This is a genomic window from Ideonella sp. A 288 (genome assembly GCF_002198735.1).
Classification (GTDB): Bacteria; Pseudomonadota; Gammaproteobacteria; order Burkholderiales; family Burkholderiaceae_C; genus Pseudaquabacterium.
This window is the reverse complement of sequence record NZ_MWLO01000062.1, coordinates 1-18055: the sequence shown is the minus strand read 5'-3', so window position 1 is coordinate 18055 and position 18055 is coordinate 1. Positions and strand designations below refer to the sequence as shown.

Sequence of the window (18055 nt, the reverse complement as noted above, 5' to 3'; positions counted from 1 at the left end):
GAATGACCTCCGCTCGCCTCGCCGCCCGCCCCTGGTTCCAGTGGCCGCTCACCGCGCTGGCCACTCTGGCGCTGCTGTGGGCGGTGTTCGGCCTGTATGCGCAGGGCCAGCCGTTGTGGGCGGTGGCGTCGCTGGCCCTGGGCGGCGCGGCGCTCTACGTCTACGCCGGCTCGCCGTCGCTGGCCTGGCGCTACCTGTTCCCGGGGGTGGCGGCGATGCTGCTGTTCGTCGCCTTCCCGCTGGTCTACACGGTGCAGATCGGCTTCACCAACTACTCGGCCACGCACCTGCTGGGCGAAGCGCAGGCGCGGGCCTACCTGCTGGAGCAGGCGCAGGTGGACGAAGACCGCGCGATGGCCTTCACGCTGCACGCCGACGGCGCCGACCGCGTGCGCCTGCTGCTGGCCCCTGCCGACGAGGCGCCGGGGGCACGCTACCTGTCGCCGCCGCTGTCGCTGCGCGAGGCCGCGCGCGACGCGGCGCCCGTCGCGATGCAGGTGCCGCCCGACGGCGCGCCACCGCTGGCCGCACCGCTGGGCCTGAGGCAGGTGATCGAACTGCGACCGGGCCTGGCCTCGCTGGCGCTGGCCCTGCCCGACGGCCGCGTGTTGCGCTATGCCGGCCTGCGCGAGTTCGCGCCGCGCGTGCCGCTGTGGCGCGCGGGCGAGGGCGGCGCGGTGGTGGAGGCCGCCACCGGCACCGTCTACACGCCCGACCGCGACAGCGGCTACTTCCAGAGCGCGCAGGGCGAGCGGCTGCAGCCGGGCTTCAAGGTCGGCGTCGGCCTGGCCAACTACGCGCGGCTGTTCGGCGACACCGACATGCGCGGCCCGTTCGTCTCGATCTTCATCTGGACGGTGCTGTTCTCGGCGCTGACGGTGCTGTTCTCCACCGCGCTGGGCATGACCCTGGCGGTGCTGCTGAACTGGGAGGCGTTGAAGTACCGCACGCTCTACCGCACGCTGCTGTTCCTGCCGTATGCGGTGCCGGGCTTCATCTCGATCCTGGTGTTCAAGGGCCTGTTCAACCAGAACTTCGGCGAGATCAACGCCATCCTCGACGCGGTGTTCGGCGTCAAGCCGGCCTGGTTCGCCGACCCCACGCTGGCCAAGGTGATGCTGCTGATCGTCAACACCTGGCTCGGCTACCCGTACATCATGGTGCTGTGCACCGGCCTCATCAAGGCCATCCCGGCCGACCTGTACGAGGCCTCGGCCATCGCCGGGGCCAGGCCGCTGACCAACTTCTTCCGCATCACCGCGCCGCTGATCGTGAAGCCGCTGACGCCGCTGCTGATCTCGGCCTTCGCCTTCAACTTCAACAACTTCGTGCTGATCTCGCTGCTCACCGACGGGCGGCCCGACTACCTGAACACCAAGCTGCCGGCGGGCACCACCGACATCCTGGTGTCGTACACCTACCGCATCGCCTTCACCGACGCCGGCGCCAACTTCGGGCTGGCCGCCGCCATCTCCACGGTGATCTTCGGGCTGGTGGCGGTGCTGTCGATGATCAACCTGAGGTTCACGCAGGGCCAGGAGGGCGCGCGATGAGACCGCTCACCCGGCACGGGGACACCACGCACAGGAGCACGCCATGGCCATCGTGACGGGCAAGGGCCAGCGCTGGCGCATCGCCGCCGCCCACCTGGGGTTGTGGCTGCTGATCGCGGTGACGCTGTTCCCGCTGCTGGCGGTGGTGTCGATCTCGCTGCGGCCGGGCAACTTCGCCACCGGCTCGCTGATCCCCACCGAGATCAGCCTCGAGCACTGGAAGCTGGCGCTCGGCATCCCGCACACGCTGGCCGACGGCACGGTGATGCAGCCGCCGTTCCCGGTGCTGCGCTGGCTGTGGAACTCGGTCAAGGTGGCCACGCTGGCGTCGCTGCTGATCGTGGCCGTGTCCACCACCGCGGCGTACGGTTTCTCGCGCCTGAAGTTCCGCTTCAAGCGGGGCCTCCTCAACAGCATGCTGCTGCTGCAGATGTTCCCGGTGGCGGTGGCGCTGGTGGCCATCTATGCCATCTTCGACGGCATCGGCTCGATCGTGCCCTGGCTGGGCATCGAGAGCCACGGTGGCCTGGTGGTGGCCTACATCGGCGGCGTGGCGATGCACATCTGGACGATCAAGGGCTACTTCGACACCATCCCCGCTGAGATCGAGGAATGCGCCAAGGTCGACGGTGCCACCTCGTGGCAGGCCTTCCGGCGCGTGCTGCTGCCGATGGCCGTGCCCATCCTGATGGTGGTCTTCGTGCTGGCCTTCATCGGCACCATCATCGAGTACCCGGTGGCGTCGATCCTGCTGCGCGAGGAGCCCAACCTGACGCTGGCGGTGGGCAGCAAGTACTACCTCTACGAGCAGAAGTACCTGTGGGGCGACTTTGCCGCGGCGGCGGTGCTGAGCGGCCTGCCGATCACGGCGGTGTTCCTGGCGGCGCAGCGCTGGATCGTCTCCGGCCTCACGTCGGGGGGCGTCAAGGGCTGAGCCGGCGCGTCGCGCCGAAGGAGTGACCTCCAACATGAGCGACCTGCCCAGGGCCAACCGGTTCGACCGTGCGCTGGCCGGCACCTTCGAGGCCCGCGAGGCCGACTGGCGCAACGGCGCCATCGTCTACCAGGTGCTGGTCGACCGCTTCGCACCGGCGGCCGACCTGGCTGCCAAGGTCGACCGCTACCCCGCGCCCAAGCTGTTGTGCGAGTGGACCGACCTGCCGCGGCAGGGCCGCTACCTCGAGGCCCACCGGCTGTGGAGCCACGAGCTCGAGTTCTGGGGCGGCGACCTGGCGAGCTTGATGTCGCGGCTCGACCATGTGCAGCACCTGGGCGCCGACGTGCTGTACCTCAACCCGATCCACGAGGCCTTCACCAACCACAAGTACGACGCGACCGACTTCGAGGCCGTGTCGCCCGAGTACGGCACCCGCGACGACGTGGTGGCGCTGGCCGACGAGCTGCACCGGCGCGGCATGCGCCTGGTGCTGGACGGCGTGTTCAACCACATGGGCCGCAACGCGCCGATCTTCCGGCACGCCGCGGCCGATGCGGCCAGCCCGTGGCGCGACTGGTTCGCCTTCGGCGACGGCTACCCCGGCGGCGCCCGCGCCTGGGCCGGCGCGCTGAACCTGCCCGAGCTGAACCTCGAGCACCGCGCGGTGCGCGACTTCCTCTACGGCCACGCCGACTCGGTGGTGCGGCGCTGGCTGCGCGACGGCGTGGACGGCTGGCGGCTCGACGTGGCGCACGACCTGGGCTTCGTGGTGCTGGAGCAGCTCACCCAGGCCGCGCACGCCGAGAAGCCCGGCTCGCTGGTGGTGGGCGAGCTGTGCACCTACCCGAAGGAGTGGCTGGCCTCGGTGGACGGCGTCATGAACTTCACGCTGTGCGAGATCGTGCTGCGCACCGCGCGCGGCCAGATCCCGGCGGCCACCGCCGGCCGGATGATCGAGCGCCTGGTCGACGACTGCGGCATCGAGCCGCTGCTCAAGAGCTGGCTGCTGCTGGACAACCACGACACCCCCCGCCTCACCCACCGGCTGCCCGGCGAGCGCATGCGGCACCTGGCGCAGCTGCTGCAGTTCACGCTGCCCGGCGCGCCCAACCTGTACTACGGCAGCGAAGTGGGCATGACCGGCGGCGACGACCCCGAGATGCGTGCCCCGATGCGCTGGGACCTGGTGCGCGACGACAACCCCGCGCTGGCGTGGACGCGCCAGCTGATCGCGCTGCGCCGCGAGCACCGCGCGCTGCGCGTCGGCAACTTCCGCCGCGTGGATGCGACCCGGCTGCTGGCCTTCGAGCGCTGCACCGACCGCGTGGAAGACACCGTGATCGTCATCGTCAACCCCGGCGACGAGCCGGTGCACGAGAGCGTGATGGTGGCCAACTCCAAGCTGATGACCGCCTCGCCGCTGCGCAACCTGCTGCAGCCCACCCACCGGCCCGAGCCCTTCGCCGCCGGCCTGCTGTCGGTGCAGTTGCCGGCCCATGGCCTGATGGTGCTGGCGCCGCAGGTGGCGCCGGTGGGTGGGTACACGACCTACAAGCGTGTGCAGTGAGGCCCTGCGGTCGAGGCCGTTGCCCGGGCGGCAACGGGTGGCGCGCATCGCTGCGCGGCGCGAGCGGCATCAAGGTCAGGCGTAGCGCAGCCCCGGATTCAAGGCGGTGTCGACCGAAACGAACGTGTGCGTGCCGCTGCGACCCGTCCGGGTCAACGCGGGCAGGGCGTGATTTTGATCCCGGGTGACCAAGCTCTTGGCCACCGAGTAGTTGCCCGAGTTGCCCTGCAGGATGTCGGCGGTCTTCCGGTCGCGGGCGATCTTCAGGATCAGGATGTGGTGGTTGGGGTCCTGGTTGTTGATCAGGATGTCCCCGGGTGCCAGCATGTACATGTTGTTCGAAAGGCCAAGTTTCGCTTTGCCCTTGTGGATGCCCCATGGGCTCTTCCAGATCCATCGGATGTCCGAGAGACCGCTTTCGCGCCACAAGTAGGAGGCATAGATGCCGCACCACTGAATGTCCATCGGCTTCGGCGGAACCGACAGCTTCGGCGGCTCGGGTTTAGGTTCGACCACGTCCCAGCAGCCCCTCACCTCGTTCGAATCGAACGGCTGGCCCACGTCCTGTCGGCGACCGAGGGCGTAGTTGCAGATGCGCTCGCGCTGCCCGCCGGGCCGCGGGCCCACCATGCTCTGGTCGCTGCTGCTCAGGATGGAGACGAACTCGACGGCCATGTCCTGGGAGGCCGAGACCACCGTGCCCACGGTGGCCGGGTCGATCGGAAGTTCGGGGGTGGGCACAGCCCCGGGCGGGCCGCCAACACTCCACCCGGCCTCGCCGGCGACCGTGTGCCTGAGGTGCGCCACGCTGCGGCGCAGCTCGAACATCGCCGCGCTGTCGCGCAGCCGATCCTGCGGATAACGTGCCGCCCGCGGTGGCAGCAGCCGCTCGAGGCCGCACAGCTCCGCGTCGAGCCGGGCGAGGGTCATCACGCCGACGATGTCGTCGGCCTGCTTCTGGTACGACCGATTGACGATGTCGCGTGCCCGCTTGTAGGCCAGCACCGTGGCCGCGGTGCTGTCGCCATAGGCACCGCAGCGCCATTCGTTGCCGTCGATCGAGTTGTGCCCCAGCAGCAGCAGCGCCAGCTGCAGTCGGCTGACATGCGGCCCGGCGTCGCCGCGGGTGACATGGAACGACGGGCTGGTGGCCGCGGCCTGCAGCCTGGCGTCGGTGCGGAACAGGGTCGATGACAGCATGGCGACTCCCTGGACCGGTGGGCGGCGGACATCGCCGACAGGCACCGATCGAAGCGGCCGGATTGTGGGGCGCGCCCCGTGGCGCGGGCCATCCCACAAACCGCAGCGGTTCCGTCGCCTTGATGACGGTGTTCAGCACATCGGCCCGCTGCGGCGAGGCCTGGCCGCACCCCCTTCTCTCGCCTGTCGCGTCACCCACCGAGCGAGAGCGTTACTCCGCCTTCGCCCCCGACTCCTTCACCACCTTCGCCCACTTCACGATCTCGGTGGCCTGGTACCTGGCCAGTTCGTCGGGCGTTGAGATCCAGGGTTCCAGGCCCAGGGTCTTCAGCTTGTCCTGCACGTCGGGCAGCGCGAAGACGCGCTTGAGTTCGGCGTTGACCTTGGCCACCACTTCGCGCGGCAGGTTGGCGGGGCCGAACATGGCGAACCACGTGGTGGCCTCGAAGCCGGGCACGGTCTCGGCCACGGTGGGCACGTCGGGGGCGGCGGCCGAGCGCTTGGCGGTGGTCTGCGCCACCGCGCGGATCTTGCCTTCCTTGGCCATCGGCAGCGCCGAGGGCATGTTGTCGAACATCAGCTGGATCTGCCCGCCCACCAGGTCGGGGATCGCGAACTGCCGGCCCTTGTAGGGCACGTGGGTCATCGTGGTGCCGGTCATCGACTTGAACAGCTCGCCCGACACGTGCACCGACGAGCCGATGCCCGGCGAGCCGAAGCTGGCCTTGCCGGGGTTGGCCTTCAGCCAGGTGATCAGCTCGGCCACGGTCTTGACGGGCAGGTCGTTGGTGACCACCAGCAGGTTGGGCGCCGAGGCCACGTGCGCGATGGGGGTGAAGTCCTTCACCATGTCGTAGGGCATCTTCGAGTACAGCGAGCCGTTGATCGAGTGCGTGCCCACGGTGCCCATCACCAGCGTGTGGCCGTCGGCCGGCGCCTTGGCGGCCATGTCGGCGCCAATGTTGCCGCCGGCGCCGGGCTTGTTGTCGACCATGATGTTCTGGCCCAGCTGCGCCTTGTCGGCGAACAGCCGCGCCAGGATGTCGGGCGCGCCGCCGGGCGGGAAGGTCACGATCAGTCGGATCGGCTTGCTGGGGAAGGCGGTGGCCTGCGCCTGGGCACCGGTGGTGGCCAGGGCCAGCAGCGCGGCGGCGGTGGCGGCCAGCAGGGGGCGTCGTTGCATCGTGTCTCCGTGACGTGGGATTGGGGGTGAAGTCTCCGCAGGATAGGGAGATCGGTGCGGCACGGCCATAGTGGTTGATCCGCGCAAGGCCCTGTGCGCGCCAGGACGAAAAAATCCCCCCGACGCGAACGCCGGGGGGATTCGAGGTGGCCGTGTGACCGGATCAGAACTTGTAGTTCGCCCCGAACAGCACCGTGCGCCCGTACTTGATGTACTCGTAGGGCTTGTCCTTGCTGGCCGCGTAGGTCTGGTAGGCCTCGTCGGTCAGGTTGTTCACCTGCAGCAGCAGGCCCAGGCCCTTCATGCTGCCGCTCTCGAAGGTGTAGCCGATCTGCGCGTCGACGACGCTTTCGCCGACCACGTAGCGCAGGGTGCGGTTGTTGGCGAAGTTGCCGATCTCGCCGACGAAATCAGAGCGCTTGCGCTGGCTGATGCGCGCCGAGAAGCCGGCCTTCTCGTAGTACGCGGTCAGGTTGCTCACGCGCTTGGACAGGCCGGGCAGCGGGATGTTCTCGCTGCCGGTGTTGCTGTCCGGATCCTTGATCGTGATGTTGCTGTCGTTGTAGCTGTAGCTGGCCACGACGCCGAAGCCGTCCAGGCTGCGCGACACCATGTTCAGCGGCAGCGATGCGGTGAGCTCGATGCCCTTGAGCTTGCCGCCCTGGCCGTTGTAGGGCGCCTTGTAGCTGCCCAGGTTGGTGGTGGCCGGCGTGCCGGGCGTGAACTTCGAGAAATCGAAGGTCTTGGTCTGCTCGTAGATGTAGCTCGTCAGGTCCTTGTAGAAGCCGGCCGCGGCCACATAGGCCCTGGTGCCGAAGTACTTCTCGTAGGAGATGTCGAAGGCGTTGGCGCGCCACGGGTCGAGCCGCGTGTTGCCGCCGCTGGCGCCGGGCTCCAGCTGGCCCTGCGCGTTGGGCGTGGTGCTGACACCGAACTCCAGCGCCGACCGCAGCTGGTCGACACGCGGCCGGGCCATCTGCTTGGCCAGGGCCACGCGCACGGTCTGGTCGGCGCCCAGGTCGAAGGCCAGGTTCAGGCTGGGCAGCACGTCGGTGTAGGTCTTGCCGTCGCTCACCGGCTTGACCTCCTGGCCCGCCGGGGCCGAGCCGTCCCAATAGTTGGCTGCCGACGACTGGTCGGTGTGGACGATCTGCACGCCCACGTTGCCGCGCACGCTCATGCCGCCGATCTTCGAATCGATGTTGGCCTTCAGGAAGCTGGTGGTGATCTTCTCCTGCACGTCCCAGGCCTTGCCGATCAGGTAGTTGGCCTTGCTGTCGGGCGAGAAGGTCATGTACTTCGCCACCACCGCCGGCACGTTCCACGCGGGGATGATGCCGGTGCCGGAGAAGCCCAGGTCGACCGGCGAGTACTGCAGGTCGCTGGAGATGGTGGTCGGGCCCTGCGAGCCGAGGTTGATCGACGCCTCGGGCTGGCGCTTCATCTTCGAGCGCTCGGCGTAGTTGATGCCGATGTCGGCCTCGGAGAAGAAGCCCGACAGGCCACCCGGCACCGGCAGGCTGGCCACCAGCTTGAAGCCCTTGAGCTCGTCCTCGACGCGCGGCACCTTGCCGTAGCCTGAGCCGTAGATGGTGTTGTCGATGAACAGCTTCGACGCGTCGCTGTAGTCCTTCGTGCCGGCCAGCGTGGGGAAGCCGCCGGTGGCCCAGTTCAGCGTCAGCGCGTCCAGCGGCGCAACGCCACCGACCTTGGCCAGCTGGAGGTTGTTCTCCAGGCTCACCTCGTCGCGCTTGGCCTTCGAGTAGTTCAGGTCGGCCACCACCGAGATGCCGCCGATCTTGAACTTGTTGTTCCAGCCAATCGCGTTGATCTTGTCCTGGCGGTCGTTGTACATGCCGCGCACCAGCGGGTACACGCCGGTGGCCACGCCGCCCGACAGCACGCCGGTGGGGCTGACCGTGGCGGACGTGAACCGGAGCCCGGGCTCGTAGCCGCCGTTGTAGCCGCCGATGTTCACCTCGAACTGGTTGGCCGTGTCCTCGCGGCTGAACTTCGAGGTGTAGAGGTCGAGCAGGCTCGTCCACTCCTTCGACGGGCGCCATTCGACCACCGCCATCAGGCCGTCGCGCTTGTTGACGCCGCTGCGTGCCAGCGACTTGATGCCGTCGGTGATCAGCGTGCCGGCCGGCACGCCGGGGCGCGAGTCGGCCTTCCAGGGCTCGTACACGCCCACCTGCTGCTCCAGCACGGGCGACTCGAGGTGCGCGAAGCCCAGCGCGACGCCGACGGTGCGGTTGGCGAACTGGTCGATGTAGCTGACGCTGAAACGGTTGCCGTTGGCCGAGGCATTGGCCGTCGAGCCCAGCGAGTTGCGCTCGTAGCGCGCGTTCATCGACACCGTGCGGCTGCCGAAGGACAGCGGACGCACCGTCTGCATGTCCAGCGTGCCCGACAGGCCCTGGCCCACCAGCGCGGCATCGGGCGTCTTGTAGATGGTGACGCCGCTGAGCAGTTCGGACGGGTACTGGTCGAACTCGACGCTGCGGTTGTCGCCGGTGCTCACCTGCTCGCGGCCGTTGAGCAGCGTGGTGGCGAAGTCGGGCGACAGGCCGCGCACGCTGATCACCTGCGCGCGGCCGGCCACGCGCTGCGCGGCCAGGCCGGGCAGGCGGGCGATCGATTCGGCGATGCTCGAATCGGGCAGCTTGCCGATGTCTTCGGCGCTGATCGCCTCGACGATGCTGTCCGAACTCTTCTTCACCGAGATCGCGCCCTCGATGCCGCGGCGGATGCCGGTGACGGTGACGGTCTGCTCGGCAGCCTGCGCCATCGCGTCGCCCATGCCGGCCAGCAGCAGCGCCACGGCCATGGCGCACGCGCTGGGCCGCAGGGCCCGGCGCACAGAGGCCCGCGGGCCCCCGATCAGGTGGGTGGTTCGGTTCACTCGATGTCTCCTGAAGTGGTGGGATTCACACCTGGGTGCCGGGGCGCGTTCGACGCCGGCGCGCAGGCAGTCACAGTGCGATCTGACAATTTGTACCAAAACTAGATTGTCGGCACCGCGTGTGGAAACCCTAGATGTTGCGCGGCAGCGACCGGTTGTCAAAGGGTTTTCCCTTGGTAATCGGCAGTTCCCCGCCCCTGTTAGCGCCCACGTCCCGGCATGACGCCGCCTGGGCGTGGTCAAATCTGTAGTCGAATTACATCGCCTGCCGTCGTGGCAAGGTCCTGGTCACCGCCCACGCCGCCGACATCGCCATGCCCCGCCTGCTCCGCCCCGCCCTGGCCTGCCTGGGCCTGCTCGCCGCCACGGCGGCGTCGGCCGCCGGATTGAAGCTGCACGTGCCTTCGCCCGACTGGCGCGATCAGGTCGTCTACTTCGCGATGACCGACCGCTTCGACGACGGCGACCCGTCCAACAACGACCTCGGCGCCGGTGAGTTCGATCGCGCCGACGGCTCGCGCTACCAGGGTGGCGACCTGCGCGGCCTGGCGCGCCGCATCGACTATGTGCGCGGCCTGGGCGCCACGGCGCTGTGGCTCACACCGCCGGTGGCCAACCAGTGGCTGGCGCCGGGCCAGGGCCACGCGGGCTACCACGGCTACTGGGCCGAGCACTTCATGCGGGTGGACCGCCACCTGGGCACGCTGGCCGACTACCGGCGCCTGTCCGACCGCCTGCACCGCCGCGGGATGTACCTGGTGCAGGACATCGTGCTCAACCACACCGGCGACTACTTCGCCTACCGCGGCGGCTGGAGCGCCACCGACCCGGCCGCTCACTTCGAGCGCCATGTCGGCACGCCGCCGGTGGCCGCGCCGTCGCAGCCGCCCTTTCACCTCAACGACGCGCGCGACCCCGCGCAGCGCCGCGCCGGCATCTACCACTGGACGCCCGACGTCACCGACTACGCCGACCCGACGCAGGAGCAGACCTTCCAGATGTCGGGCCTGGACGACCTGGACACCGAGCGGCCGGCGGTGCGGCGCGCGCTGCGGCGCAGCTACGGCCACTGGATCCGGCAGGTCGGCGTCGATGCCTTCCGCGTCGACACCGCGTTCTACGTGCCGCCCGCCACCTTCGAGGATTTCCTGCGCGCGCGCGACCCGGCCGCGCCCGGCATCGAGCTCGTCGCCCGGCAGACCGGTCGGCGGCGCTTCCACGTCTTCGGCGAAGGCTTCGGCACCGACAAGCCGATGGCCGACGACCAGGCGCGCAAGATCGAGCGCTACATGACCGGCGCCGGCGGGCGGCCGCTGCTGCCGGGCATGTTGAACTTCCCGCTCTACGGCGCCTTCAACGACGTGTTCGCGCGCGGGCGGCCCGCCGCCGATCTGGGCCACCGCATCGCCAGCCTGGCGCGGCTGCACGCGCGGCCGCACCTGATGCCCACCTTCGTCGACAACCACGACGTCGACCGCTTCCTGGCCGGCGGCTCGGTGCCGGCGCTGAAGCAGGCGCTGCTGGCGATGATGACGCTGCCGGGCATCCCGACCCTCTACTACGGCACCGAGCAGGGCTTCACCGAGCCGCGCGCGTCGATGTTCGCCGCCGGCCACGGCTCGGGCGGGCGCGACCGCTTCGACACCGGCGCCCCGCTGTACCGCTTCATCGCCAAAGCCGCCACGCTGCGCCGCACGCACCGGCTGTTCTCGCGCGGCTGGCCCACGGTGCTGCAGGCCAGTGCCGCCGGGCCAGGCGCGCTGGCCTACACGATGGCGCATCGCGGCGAGCGAGCGCTGGTGGTGTTCAACACCGCCGAGCACACCACACTGATCGACAACCTGCCGCTGGGCGTGCCCGCCGGCACGCGGCTGCAAGGCCTGTTCGGCCTGGACGGCACGCCGGCCGACCGCGTGGCCGGCGACGGCGGACGGCTGAGCCTGGTGCTGCCGGCGCGGGGCGGCGCGGTGTGGCGGCTGGGCCGCGCCCCCGCCACGACGCCGGGCGCGCCGACCGCCTCACCGACGCTGGACCCGCTGTCGGCGGAGGCGGCCACCGGCGACTTCACGGTCGGCGGCCGCGCGCCGGGCGCGGCCTCGGTGCGGCTGGTGGTCGACGGCGACCTGGCGTCGGCGCCGCGCGTGGTGCCCGACGCCGACGGCCGCTGGCAGGCCGTGGTGGACACCTCGCGCATGGTCGACCCGTCGGTGACGCACCGCGTGGTGGCCTGGGCCGACGACGGGCCGGCGGCAGGCGGCCTGGCGAGCCCGGCCCAGGGCTTTCGCATCGAACGCCGCTGGGCCGCGCTGGCCGACGTGGCCGACCCGGCCGGCGACGACCACGGCCCGGCCGGCACCTACGGCTACCCCACCGACCCCAGCTACGGCGATCGGCACCTGATGGACCTGCAGCGGGTGGAGGTGTGGGGCGCCGGCGGCGCCCTGCGCATCGACCTGACGATGCCGGCGCTGAGCCGGGTCTGGAACCCGGCCAACGGCTTCGACCACGTCGCCTTCACCGCCTACCTCGAACTGCCGGGCCGCGACGGCGGCGCCACCGTGATGCCGCTGCAGAACGCCGAACTGCCGGCCGGCATGCGCTGGCACGTGCGGCTGCGGGCGCACGGCTGGTCGAACGCGCTGCACTCGTCCGATGGCGCCTCCGCGACGAACGAGGGCACGCCGCTGTCGCCGGCCGCGCACATCGGCGTCGATGCGGCGCGCCGGGTCGTGCGCTTCACGCTGCCGGCGTCGGCGCTGGGTCGGCCGGCCTCGCTGTCGGGGGCGCGGCTGTACGTCACCACCTGGGACTACGACGGCGGCTACCGCGCGCTGACGGCCACGCCTCAGGCCTGGAGCATCGGCGGCGGCGACCCGGCCACCGGCGCGCGGGTGATGGACGACAGCGCGGTGATCACGCTGCCCTGAGTAACCATGCCCGTCGCCCCACGCCCGGCGCATTGCCCACGCGCTGCCGGCCATCGAGGCCCCGTGAGATGAGCGTGCGGTCCGTGGCCCCGCCGCCCCGGCTGCTGCCGATCGCCGCGCCGCTGTGCCTCGAGCTGTGCCTGGGCATCGCGGTGGGCGTGATCGGCACGGCACTGGCGGCGCGTACGTCCGACGCGGCGGCGGCGGCCTTCGCGGTGGCCCACCAGGTGCTGGCGGTGCTGTTCATCCTGTTCCGAATCGTCGGTGCCGGGGTCGGCGTGGTGGTGGCGCAAAGCCTGGGTGGCAGCCGCCGCGAGGCCGCCGACGACGTGGCGCGCGCCACGCTGGGCGCCAGCACCTGGGTGGGCCTGGCCACCGCCGCGCTGGCGCTGGCCGGTGCCGCGCCGCTGATGCGCCTGCTCAACACCCCGGCCGAGGTGCTGGCGCTGGCCGCGCCGCTGCTGCAGATGATGGCGCCGGCCCTGCTGCTGGACGCCTGGAACGCCACCCTGGCCAGCGTGATGCGCGCCCACCTGCGGGTGCGCGACACGCTGGCGGTGATCCTGGCCATGCACGCGACGCACCTGCTGCTGGCGCTGGCGTGGATGCCCTCGCTGGGCCTGGCGGGCTTCGCGGCGGCGCTGGCGGCCAGCCGCGTGCTGGGCCTGGCGCTGCACCTGGGGCTGTGGCGCTGGCGCCTGGGCCTGGTGCCGCACCCGCGCGACTGGTGGCAGCTGCGGCCCGATGCGCTGGCCGCGGTGCTGCGCATCGGCCTGCCCGGCGCGGCCGAGAACATCGCCTGGCGCCTGTCGTTCATGGTCAGCGTGGCGGTGGCCGGGCAGCTGGGTGCCAAGGCGCTGGCCACGCAGGCCTATGCGCTGCAGGTCACCCACGTGGCGCTGCTCACGGCGCTGGCCACCGGCCTGTCGGTGGAGATCGTCGTCGGCCACCTCATCGGTGCCGGCCGCCTGCACGAGGCGCACCGGCTGGTGCGCCGCGCGCTGGCCTGGGGGCTGGGGCTGGCGGTGCTGGTGGCCGGCGCGGCGGCGCTGGGCGGGCGCTGGCTGCTGGGCTGGTTCACGCAGGACGCCGAGATCCTGGCCACCGGCAGCGTGCTGCTGTGGTGGATGGTGCTGCTGGAGCCCGGCCGCACCTTCAACCTGGTGGTCATCAACGCGTTGCGTGCCGCCGGCGATGCGCGTTATCCGGTGGTGGCCGGCAGCGCCTCGCTGGTGGTGGTGCTGGCCGGCGGCAGCTGGCTGCTGGGCCACGTGCTGGGGCTGGGCCTGGTCGGCATCTGGATCGCCTACACCGCCGACGAATGGCTGCGCGGCCTGCTGATGTGGCGCCGCTGGGCGCGGCTGGGCTGGGTGCCGCATGCGCGCGCGGCGCACCGCAGGCTGCGGCCCCGGGCCGTGCGGCCCTCAGCGCCCGTGAAGACATGAATCGCGCCCGCGCCGGCGTGGCCAAGGGCCGGGCGGCCTGAGGGCCGCCGCCGGTCAGCCGACCGACTGCTCGATGGCCGCGGCGGCGCCGGACAGCGCCACCAGCGTGTCGGTGATCAGCGGCGTGGGGATGGCCGCGAGGTAGCCGCGGAAGCGGCCCTTGGCCTCGAAGCGCTCGCGGAAGCGCGACGCGACGAAGCGGTCGCCCAGCCGCGGCACGATGCCGCCGCCGATGTACACGCCGCCGCGAGCGCCCAGCGTGAGCGCCACGTTGCCGGCAAAGCTGCCGAGCAACGCGCAGAACGCCTCGATCGTGTCGCTGCACAGCGGGTCGGCGGCGGCGTCGCCGGGCGGCGCCAGGCCGCGCTCGACGATGGCCTGCGCGGCCAGCACCGGCGCCGCCACGCCGCGCACCGCCGCCAGCGACTGGTGCAGCAGCGGCAGGCCGATGCCCGACAGCAGCCGCTCGGCGGACACATGCTCGTGCGTGCGCCGCACCTGGGCCAGCAGCTGCGCCTCGAACTCGTCGGACGCGCTCAGCGTGGCGTGCCCGCCCTCACCGGGCAGCGCCTGCCAGCCGGCCCGCGTGTGCACCACGCCGCCCACGCCCAACCCGGTGCCGGGGCCGATGACGGCCATCGTGCCGTGCGCCTGCGGCGCCGGGCCCTGCCAGCGCACCTGCGCCGGCTGCAGCCGCGGCAGCGACAGCGCCAGCGCCTCGAAATCGTTCAGCACCGCCAGCGAGCGCAGGCCCAGCTCGGTCTGCAGGCCGGCGATGGAGAAGCGCCAGTGGCTGTTGGTCAGTTCCACCCGGTCGCCGCCGATGGCCGTGGCCACCGCCAGCGCCGCGCGCCGCGGCATCGCCCCGCCGAGCTCGGCCTGCAGCCCGGCCAGGTAGGCGCGCACCGCCGAGGCCGGGCCGTCGTGCGCGGCCACCGGCAGCGTGCGCACGTGCAGCGCGCTGCCGCCGACGGCCTGCACCCAGCCGAAACGGGCGTTGGTGCCGCCGATGTCGCCCACCAGCCAGGGCAGTTCGGCCGCCGGCGGCGGCGTGGCGGCCGGCAGGCCCCGGGCAGCGGCGGTCACCGGCGCCCCCTGGCCCGGCGCGCCGCGGCAACGGCCATCGGCGCGACCGCGCGGTGGGCGACACCGACCGGCCGGAGCGGCCCGAGCGGACCGCGCGGTCCCTTACCATCCGTGCGGCCTGTGGCGGCCGCCTGCCCTTGGAACCCACGCATCGCCATCCGAGTCTCACCGTTCGCGCGCCGACCGGTCGACGCCGCCATCTCAGCCGCAAAGGTAGCAAAACTACAGGCTTGCGGCAAGGTGGACATACGCGATACTTCCCTTCTGCTGAGTGTATGGCTCGCCGATCGAGGCCATTGATGTAGTCATGCTACTTCTCCAACCCGGGCCGACGGCCCGCCCCCGCACAGGCTGCCCATGGCCATGACCGACTTCGACGCCCCCCGCCTGATCGCCGACATCGGGGGCACCTATGCCCGCTTCGCGCTGGAGACGGCGCCGGGCCGCTTCGCGCACATCCGCTCGCTGCGCTGCGCCGATCACGCCGACTTCCACGCCGCCGTCAGTGCCTACCTGGGCGCGCTGCCGCCGACCCCGGTGCAGCACGCCGCCGTCGCGATCGCCAACCCGGTGGAGGGCGACCAGGTGCGGATGACCAACTACCACTGGCAGTTCTCGATCGAGCAGATGCGCGAGCGGCTGCGCCTGGACACGCTGGTGGTCGTCAACGACTTCACCGCGCTGGCGATGGCCGTGCCGCGGCTGGCCGCGCACGAGCGGCGGCAGGTGGGGGGCGGCACGGTGCGCGAACCCAGCGTCGTCGGCGTGCTGGGCGCCGGCACCGGCCTGGGCGTGTCGGGGCTGATCCCCGCCGGCGACGGCTGGGTGGCGCTGGGCGCCGAGGGCGGCCACACCAGCTTCGCGCCGCGCGACGAGCGCGAGATGGCCATCCTGCGCGTCGCGCTGCGCCAGCACGACCACGTGTCCTTCGAGCGCCTGGTCTCCGGCCCCGGGCTGGCGCTGATCCACCGCGCGCTGGCCGAGCGCGCCGGCCACGCCAACGCGCCCGCGCTGGCCGCCCCCGAGATCACCCGCCGCGGCCTGGACGGCAGCGACGCGCTGTGCGCCGAGACGCTGGAGGTGTTCTGCCTGATGCTCGGCAGCGCCGCCAGCAACCTGGCCGTGACGCTGGGCGCCACCGGTGGCATCTACATCGGCGGCGGCATCGTGCCGCGGCTGGGCGCGCACTTCGACCGCTCGGGCTTCCGCGCGCGCTTCGAGGACAAGGGGCGCTTCTCCGACTACGCCCGCGCCATCCCCACCTTCGTCATCACGGCCGAGAACGCGACCTTCACCGGCGCCTCGGCCATCCTGCAGTCGCAGCTGCGCGCGCTGCAGGGCGCCCCCCACTCGGCCCTGCTGGAACAGATCCGGCGCGGCCTGGCCGGCCTGTCGCCGGCCGAGCGCCGCGTGGCCGACCAGGTGCTGGCGCACCCGCGCGCCGCGCTCAACGACCCCATCGCCGAGATCGCCCGGGCCGCCCACGTGAGCCAGCCGACGGTGATCCGCTTCTGCCGCTCGCTGGGTTGCGAGGGGCTGTCGGATTTCAAGCTGCGGCTGGCCTCGGGCCTGACCGGCACGGTGCCGGTGACGCACACCCAGGTGACCGGCGACGACTCGATGGCCGAGCTGGGCGACAAGGTGCTGGGCAACACCGCGGCGGCCATCCTGCAGGTGCGCGACCAGCTCAACCGCGGCTCGATCGACCGTGCCATCGATCTGCTCAACGGCGCCGCCCGCATCGAGTTCCACGCCGTCGGCCACTACGGCGTGGTGGCGCAGGACGCGCAGTTCAAGTTCCTGCGCTTCGGCATCGCCTGCAATGCCTGCACCGACCCGCGGCTGCAGGTGCTGACGGCCAATGTGCTGGGCCCGAAGGACGTGGCCGTGGTCATCAGCGGCCACGGCCGCGTGCCCGAACTGCTGGAGGTGGCCGACCGCGCCCGCCAGCGCGGCGCGGTGGTGGTGGCCATCACCGCCAGCCAGTCGCCGCTGGCCCGCAAGGCCGACCTGGCGCTGATCGTCGACCACGTGGAAGATGTGGCCACGCAGCTGCCGATGGTCAGCCGCATCCTGCACCTGCTGATCATCGACATCCTGGCCGTCGGCGTGGCGATGCGGCGCAGCGCGCTGCCGGTGGTGGTGGCCGACGACACCGAGGTGCCGGCCGATGGCCTTGCCGCCGCCGCGGCCGCGCCGGAGGGCGTGGCGGCGCCGGTGGCGCGCCGCCGTGCGGCACCGGGCGTGAGCGCGTCGTCGCCGCTGGCGCGCCTGACCTCGCACAGCAGCTGAGCGTCCGCCGCGCGGGGCTTCAGAGCCCCAGGTCGGACAGACCCGGGTGGCCGTCGGGCCGGCGGCCCAGTGGCCAGTGGAACAAGCGCGACGCCGCGGCGATGGGCTGGTCGTTGATGCTGGCGTGGCGCGAGGTCATGAAGCCGGCGTCGTCGAACTGCCAGTTCTCGTTGCCGTGGCTGCGGTACCACTGGCCCGAGTCGTCGTGCCACTCGTAAGCGAAGCGCACGGCGATGCGGTGGCCACCGAAGGCCCACAGCTCCTTGATGAGCCGATAGTCGAGCTCGCGCGACCACTTGCGCCGCAGGAAGTCCTTCACCTGCTCGCGGCCGACCGGGAACTCGACGCGGTTGCGCCAGCGCGTGTCGACCGTGTAGACGCGGGCGCAGACCTCGGGGTCACGGGTGTTCCAGGCGTCCTCGGCGCCGCGCACCTTGCGCGCCGCGCTGTCGGCGTCGAAGGGCGGCAGCGGCGGGCGGGTTTCGGCCGATGGCACGGTCAGTAGGTCTTGTACGGCAGGAACTTGCCGGACATCGTGATCGACACGCGGTCGCCCTTGGGGTCGGGCTCGCGCTGCAGGTCCATGCGGAAGTCGATGGCGCTCATGATGCCGTCGCCGAACTCCTCGTGGATCAGTGCCTTGAAGGTGGTGCCGTAGACGCTGACCAGCTCGTAGAAGCGGTAGATCAGCGGATCGGTCGGCACGCTGGTGGGCAGGCTGCCCTTGTAGGGCACGACCATCAGCCACTTCGTCTCGTCGGCGCTGAGGCCGAAGATCTCGGCCACGACACCGGCCTGCTCGGCGTCCAGCGTCATCTGGCCCAGGCACGCGGCGGTGACCCATTCCTTGCTCAGGCCCACGCGGGCGGCCACGTCGGACCATTTGAGGCCCTTGGCCACCTTGGTGGCGATGATCTTCTCGGTGACATCCAGACGGCTCATGGGGCGATCTCCTTCGGG

At 71.4% G+C, this 18055-nt stretch carries 12 protein-coding genes; 6 read left to right on the top strand and 6 right to left on the bottom strand.

The window, feature by feature from the left end; all coding sequences use genetic code 11:
• Positions 1 to 2: 2 nt before the first annotated feature.
• From malF to EOINJALH_RS03525, 3 genes are read left to right on the top strand one after another with little or no spacing between them, the layout of a single operon-like run.
• Positions 3 to 1553 carry a maltose ABC transporter permease MalF gene (gene malF / locus EOINJALH_RS03535; RefSeq protein ID WP_088278931.1) on the top strand — a complete coding sequence of 517 codons (1551 nt, stop codon included), beginning with the start codon at positions 3 to 5 and terminating at the stop codon, positions 1551 to 1553.
• Positions 1554 to 1596: 43 nt separating this feature from the next.
• On the top strand, positions 1597 to 2487 hold the full coding sequence (gene malG / locus EOINJALH_RS03530; protein ID WP_088278930.1) for a maltose ABC transporter permease MalG: 891 nt from the start codon (positions 1597 to 1599) through the stop codon (positions 2485 to 2487).
• Positions 2488 to 2521: 34 nt separating this feature from the next.
• Positions 2522 to 4057 carry a glycoside hydrolase family 13 protein gene (locus EOINJALH_RS03525; RefSeq protein ID WP_088278929.1) on the top strand — a complete coding sequence of 512 codons (1536 nt, stop codon included), beginning with the start codon at positions 2522 to 2524 and terminating at the stop codon, positions 4055 to 4057.
• 75 nt (positions 4058 to 4132) lie between these two features.
• Here the strand turns inward: EOINJALH_RS03525 and EOINJALH_RS03520 are convergent, their stop codons facing one another.
• From EOINJALH_RS03520 to EOINJALH_RS03510, 3 genes are all read right to left on the bottom strand, one after another.
• On the bottom strand, positions 4133 to 5257 hold the full coding sequence (locus EOINJALH_RS03520; protein ID WP_088278928.1) for a hypothetical protein: 1125 nt from the start codon (positions 5255 to 5257) through the stop codon (positions 4133 to 4135).
• Positions 5258 to 5468: 211 nt separating this feature from the next.
• A complete protein-coding gene (locus tag EOINJALH_RS03515) occupies positions 5469 to 6440 on the bottom strand; it encodes a tripartite tricarboxylate transporter substrate binding protein (RefSeq protein WP_088278927.1) in 972 nt (323 codons plus the stop codon).
• Between the two features lie 163 nt (positions 6441 to 6603).
• Positions 6604 to 9345 carry a TonB-dependent receptor gene (locus tag EOINJALH_RS03510; RefSeq protein ID WP_234413642.1) on the bottom strand — a complete coding sequence of 914 codons (2742 nt, stop codon included), beginning with the start codon at positions 9343 to 9345 and terminating at the stop codon, positions 6604 to 6606.
• A gap of 314 nt (positions 9346 to 9659) precedes the next feature.
• Between EOINJALH_RS03510 and EOINJALH_RS03505 the strand changes: the two genes are divergently transcribed.
• Positions 9660 to 12272, top strand: coding sequence for an alpha-amylase family glycosyl hydrolase (locus EOINJALH_RS03505; RefSeq protein WP_088278926.1), 2613 nt, complete (start codon positions 9660 to 9662; stop codon positions 12270 to 12272).
• Between the two features lie 68 nt (positions 12273 to 12340).
• Positions 12341 to 13717, top strand: coding sequence for an MATE family efflux transporter (locus EOINJALH_RS03500; RefSeq protein WP_088278925.1), 1377 nt, complete (start codon positions 12341 to 12343; stop codon positions 13715 to 13717).
• A gap of 54 nt (positions 13718 to 13771) precedes the next feature.
• On the opposite strand, the gene glk is transcribed toward EOINJALH_RS03500, so the two are convergent.
• Positions 13772 to 14803, bottom strand: a complete 1032-nt coding sequence (glk, locus tag EOINJALH_RS03495; RefSeq protein ID WP_234413641.1) for a glucokinase — start codon at positions 14801 to 14803, stop codon at positions 13772 to 13774.
• A 363-nt stretch (positions 14804 to 15166) separates the two neighbouring features.
• On the opposite strand from glk, the gene EOINJALH_RS03490 reads away from it, so the two are divergent.
• Positions 15167 to 17095: a glucokinase gene (locus tag EOINJALH_RS03490; RefSeq protein ID WP_088278934.1), complete on the top strand. Its 1929-nt coding sequence runs from the start codon at positions 15167 to 15169 to the stop codon at positions 17093 to 17095.
• 19 nt (positions 17096 to 17114) lie between these two features.
• On the opposite strand, the gene EOINJALH_RS03485 is transcribed toward EOINJALH_RS03490, so the two are convergent.
• Positions 17115 to 17591, bottom strand: a complete 477-nt coding sequence (locus EOINJALH_RS03485; protein ID WP_088278924.1) for a nuclear transport factor 2 family protein — start codon at positions 17589 to 17591, stop codon at positions 17115 to 17117.
• 2 nt (positions 17592 to 17593) lie between these two features.
• A complete protein-coding gene (cynS, locus tag EOINJALH_RS03480; protein WP_088278923.1) occupies positions 17594 to 18037 on the bottom strand; it encodes a cyanase in 444 nt (147 codons plus the stop codon).
• Between the last annotated feature and the right edge of the window lie 18 nt (positions 18038 to 18055).

Bases quoted from the DNA above. Each gene is read 5' to 3' on its own strand.
- cynS (WP_088278923.1), bottom strand. From the start codon at position 18,037: ATGAGCCGTCTGGATGTCACCGAGAAGATCATCGCCACCAAGGTGGCC.
- EOINJALH_RS03490 (WP_088278934.1), top strand. From the start codon at position 15,167: ATGACCGACTTCGACGCCCCCCGCCTGATCGCCGACATCGGGGGCACC.
- EOINJALH_RS03505 (WP_088278926.1), top strand. From the start codon at position 9,660: ATGCCCCGCCTGCTCCGCCCCGCCCTGGCCTGCCTGGGCCTGCTCGCC.
- EOINJALH_RS03500 (WP_088278925.1), top strand. From the start codon at position 12,341: ATGAGCGTGCGGTCCGTGGCCCCGCCGCCCCGGCTGCTGCCGATCGCC.
- malF (WP_088278931.1), top strand. From the start codon at position 3: ATGACCTCCGCTCGCCTCGCCGCCCGCCCCTGGTTCCAGTGGCCGCTC.
- EOINJALH_RS03520 (WP_088278928.1), bottom strand. From the start codon at position 5,257: ATGCTGTCATCGACCCTGTTCCGCACCGACGCCAGGCTGCAGGCCGCG.
- malG (WP_088278930.1), top strand. From the start codon at position 1,597: ATGGCCATCGTGACGGGCAAGGGCCAGCGCTGGCGCATCGCCGCCGCC.
- EOINJALH_RS03525 (WP_088278929.1), top strand. From the start codon at position 2,522: ATGAGCGACCTGCCCAGGGCCAACCGGTTCGACCGTGCGCTGGCCGGC.
- EOINJALH_RS03515 (WP_088278927.1), bottom strand. From the start codon at position 6,440: ATGCAACGACGCCCCCTGCTGGCCGCCACCGCCGCCGCGCTGCTGGCC.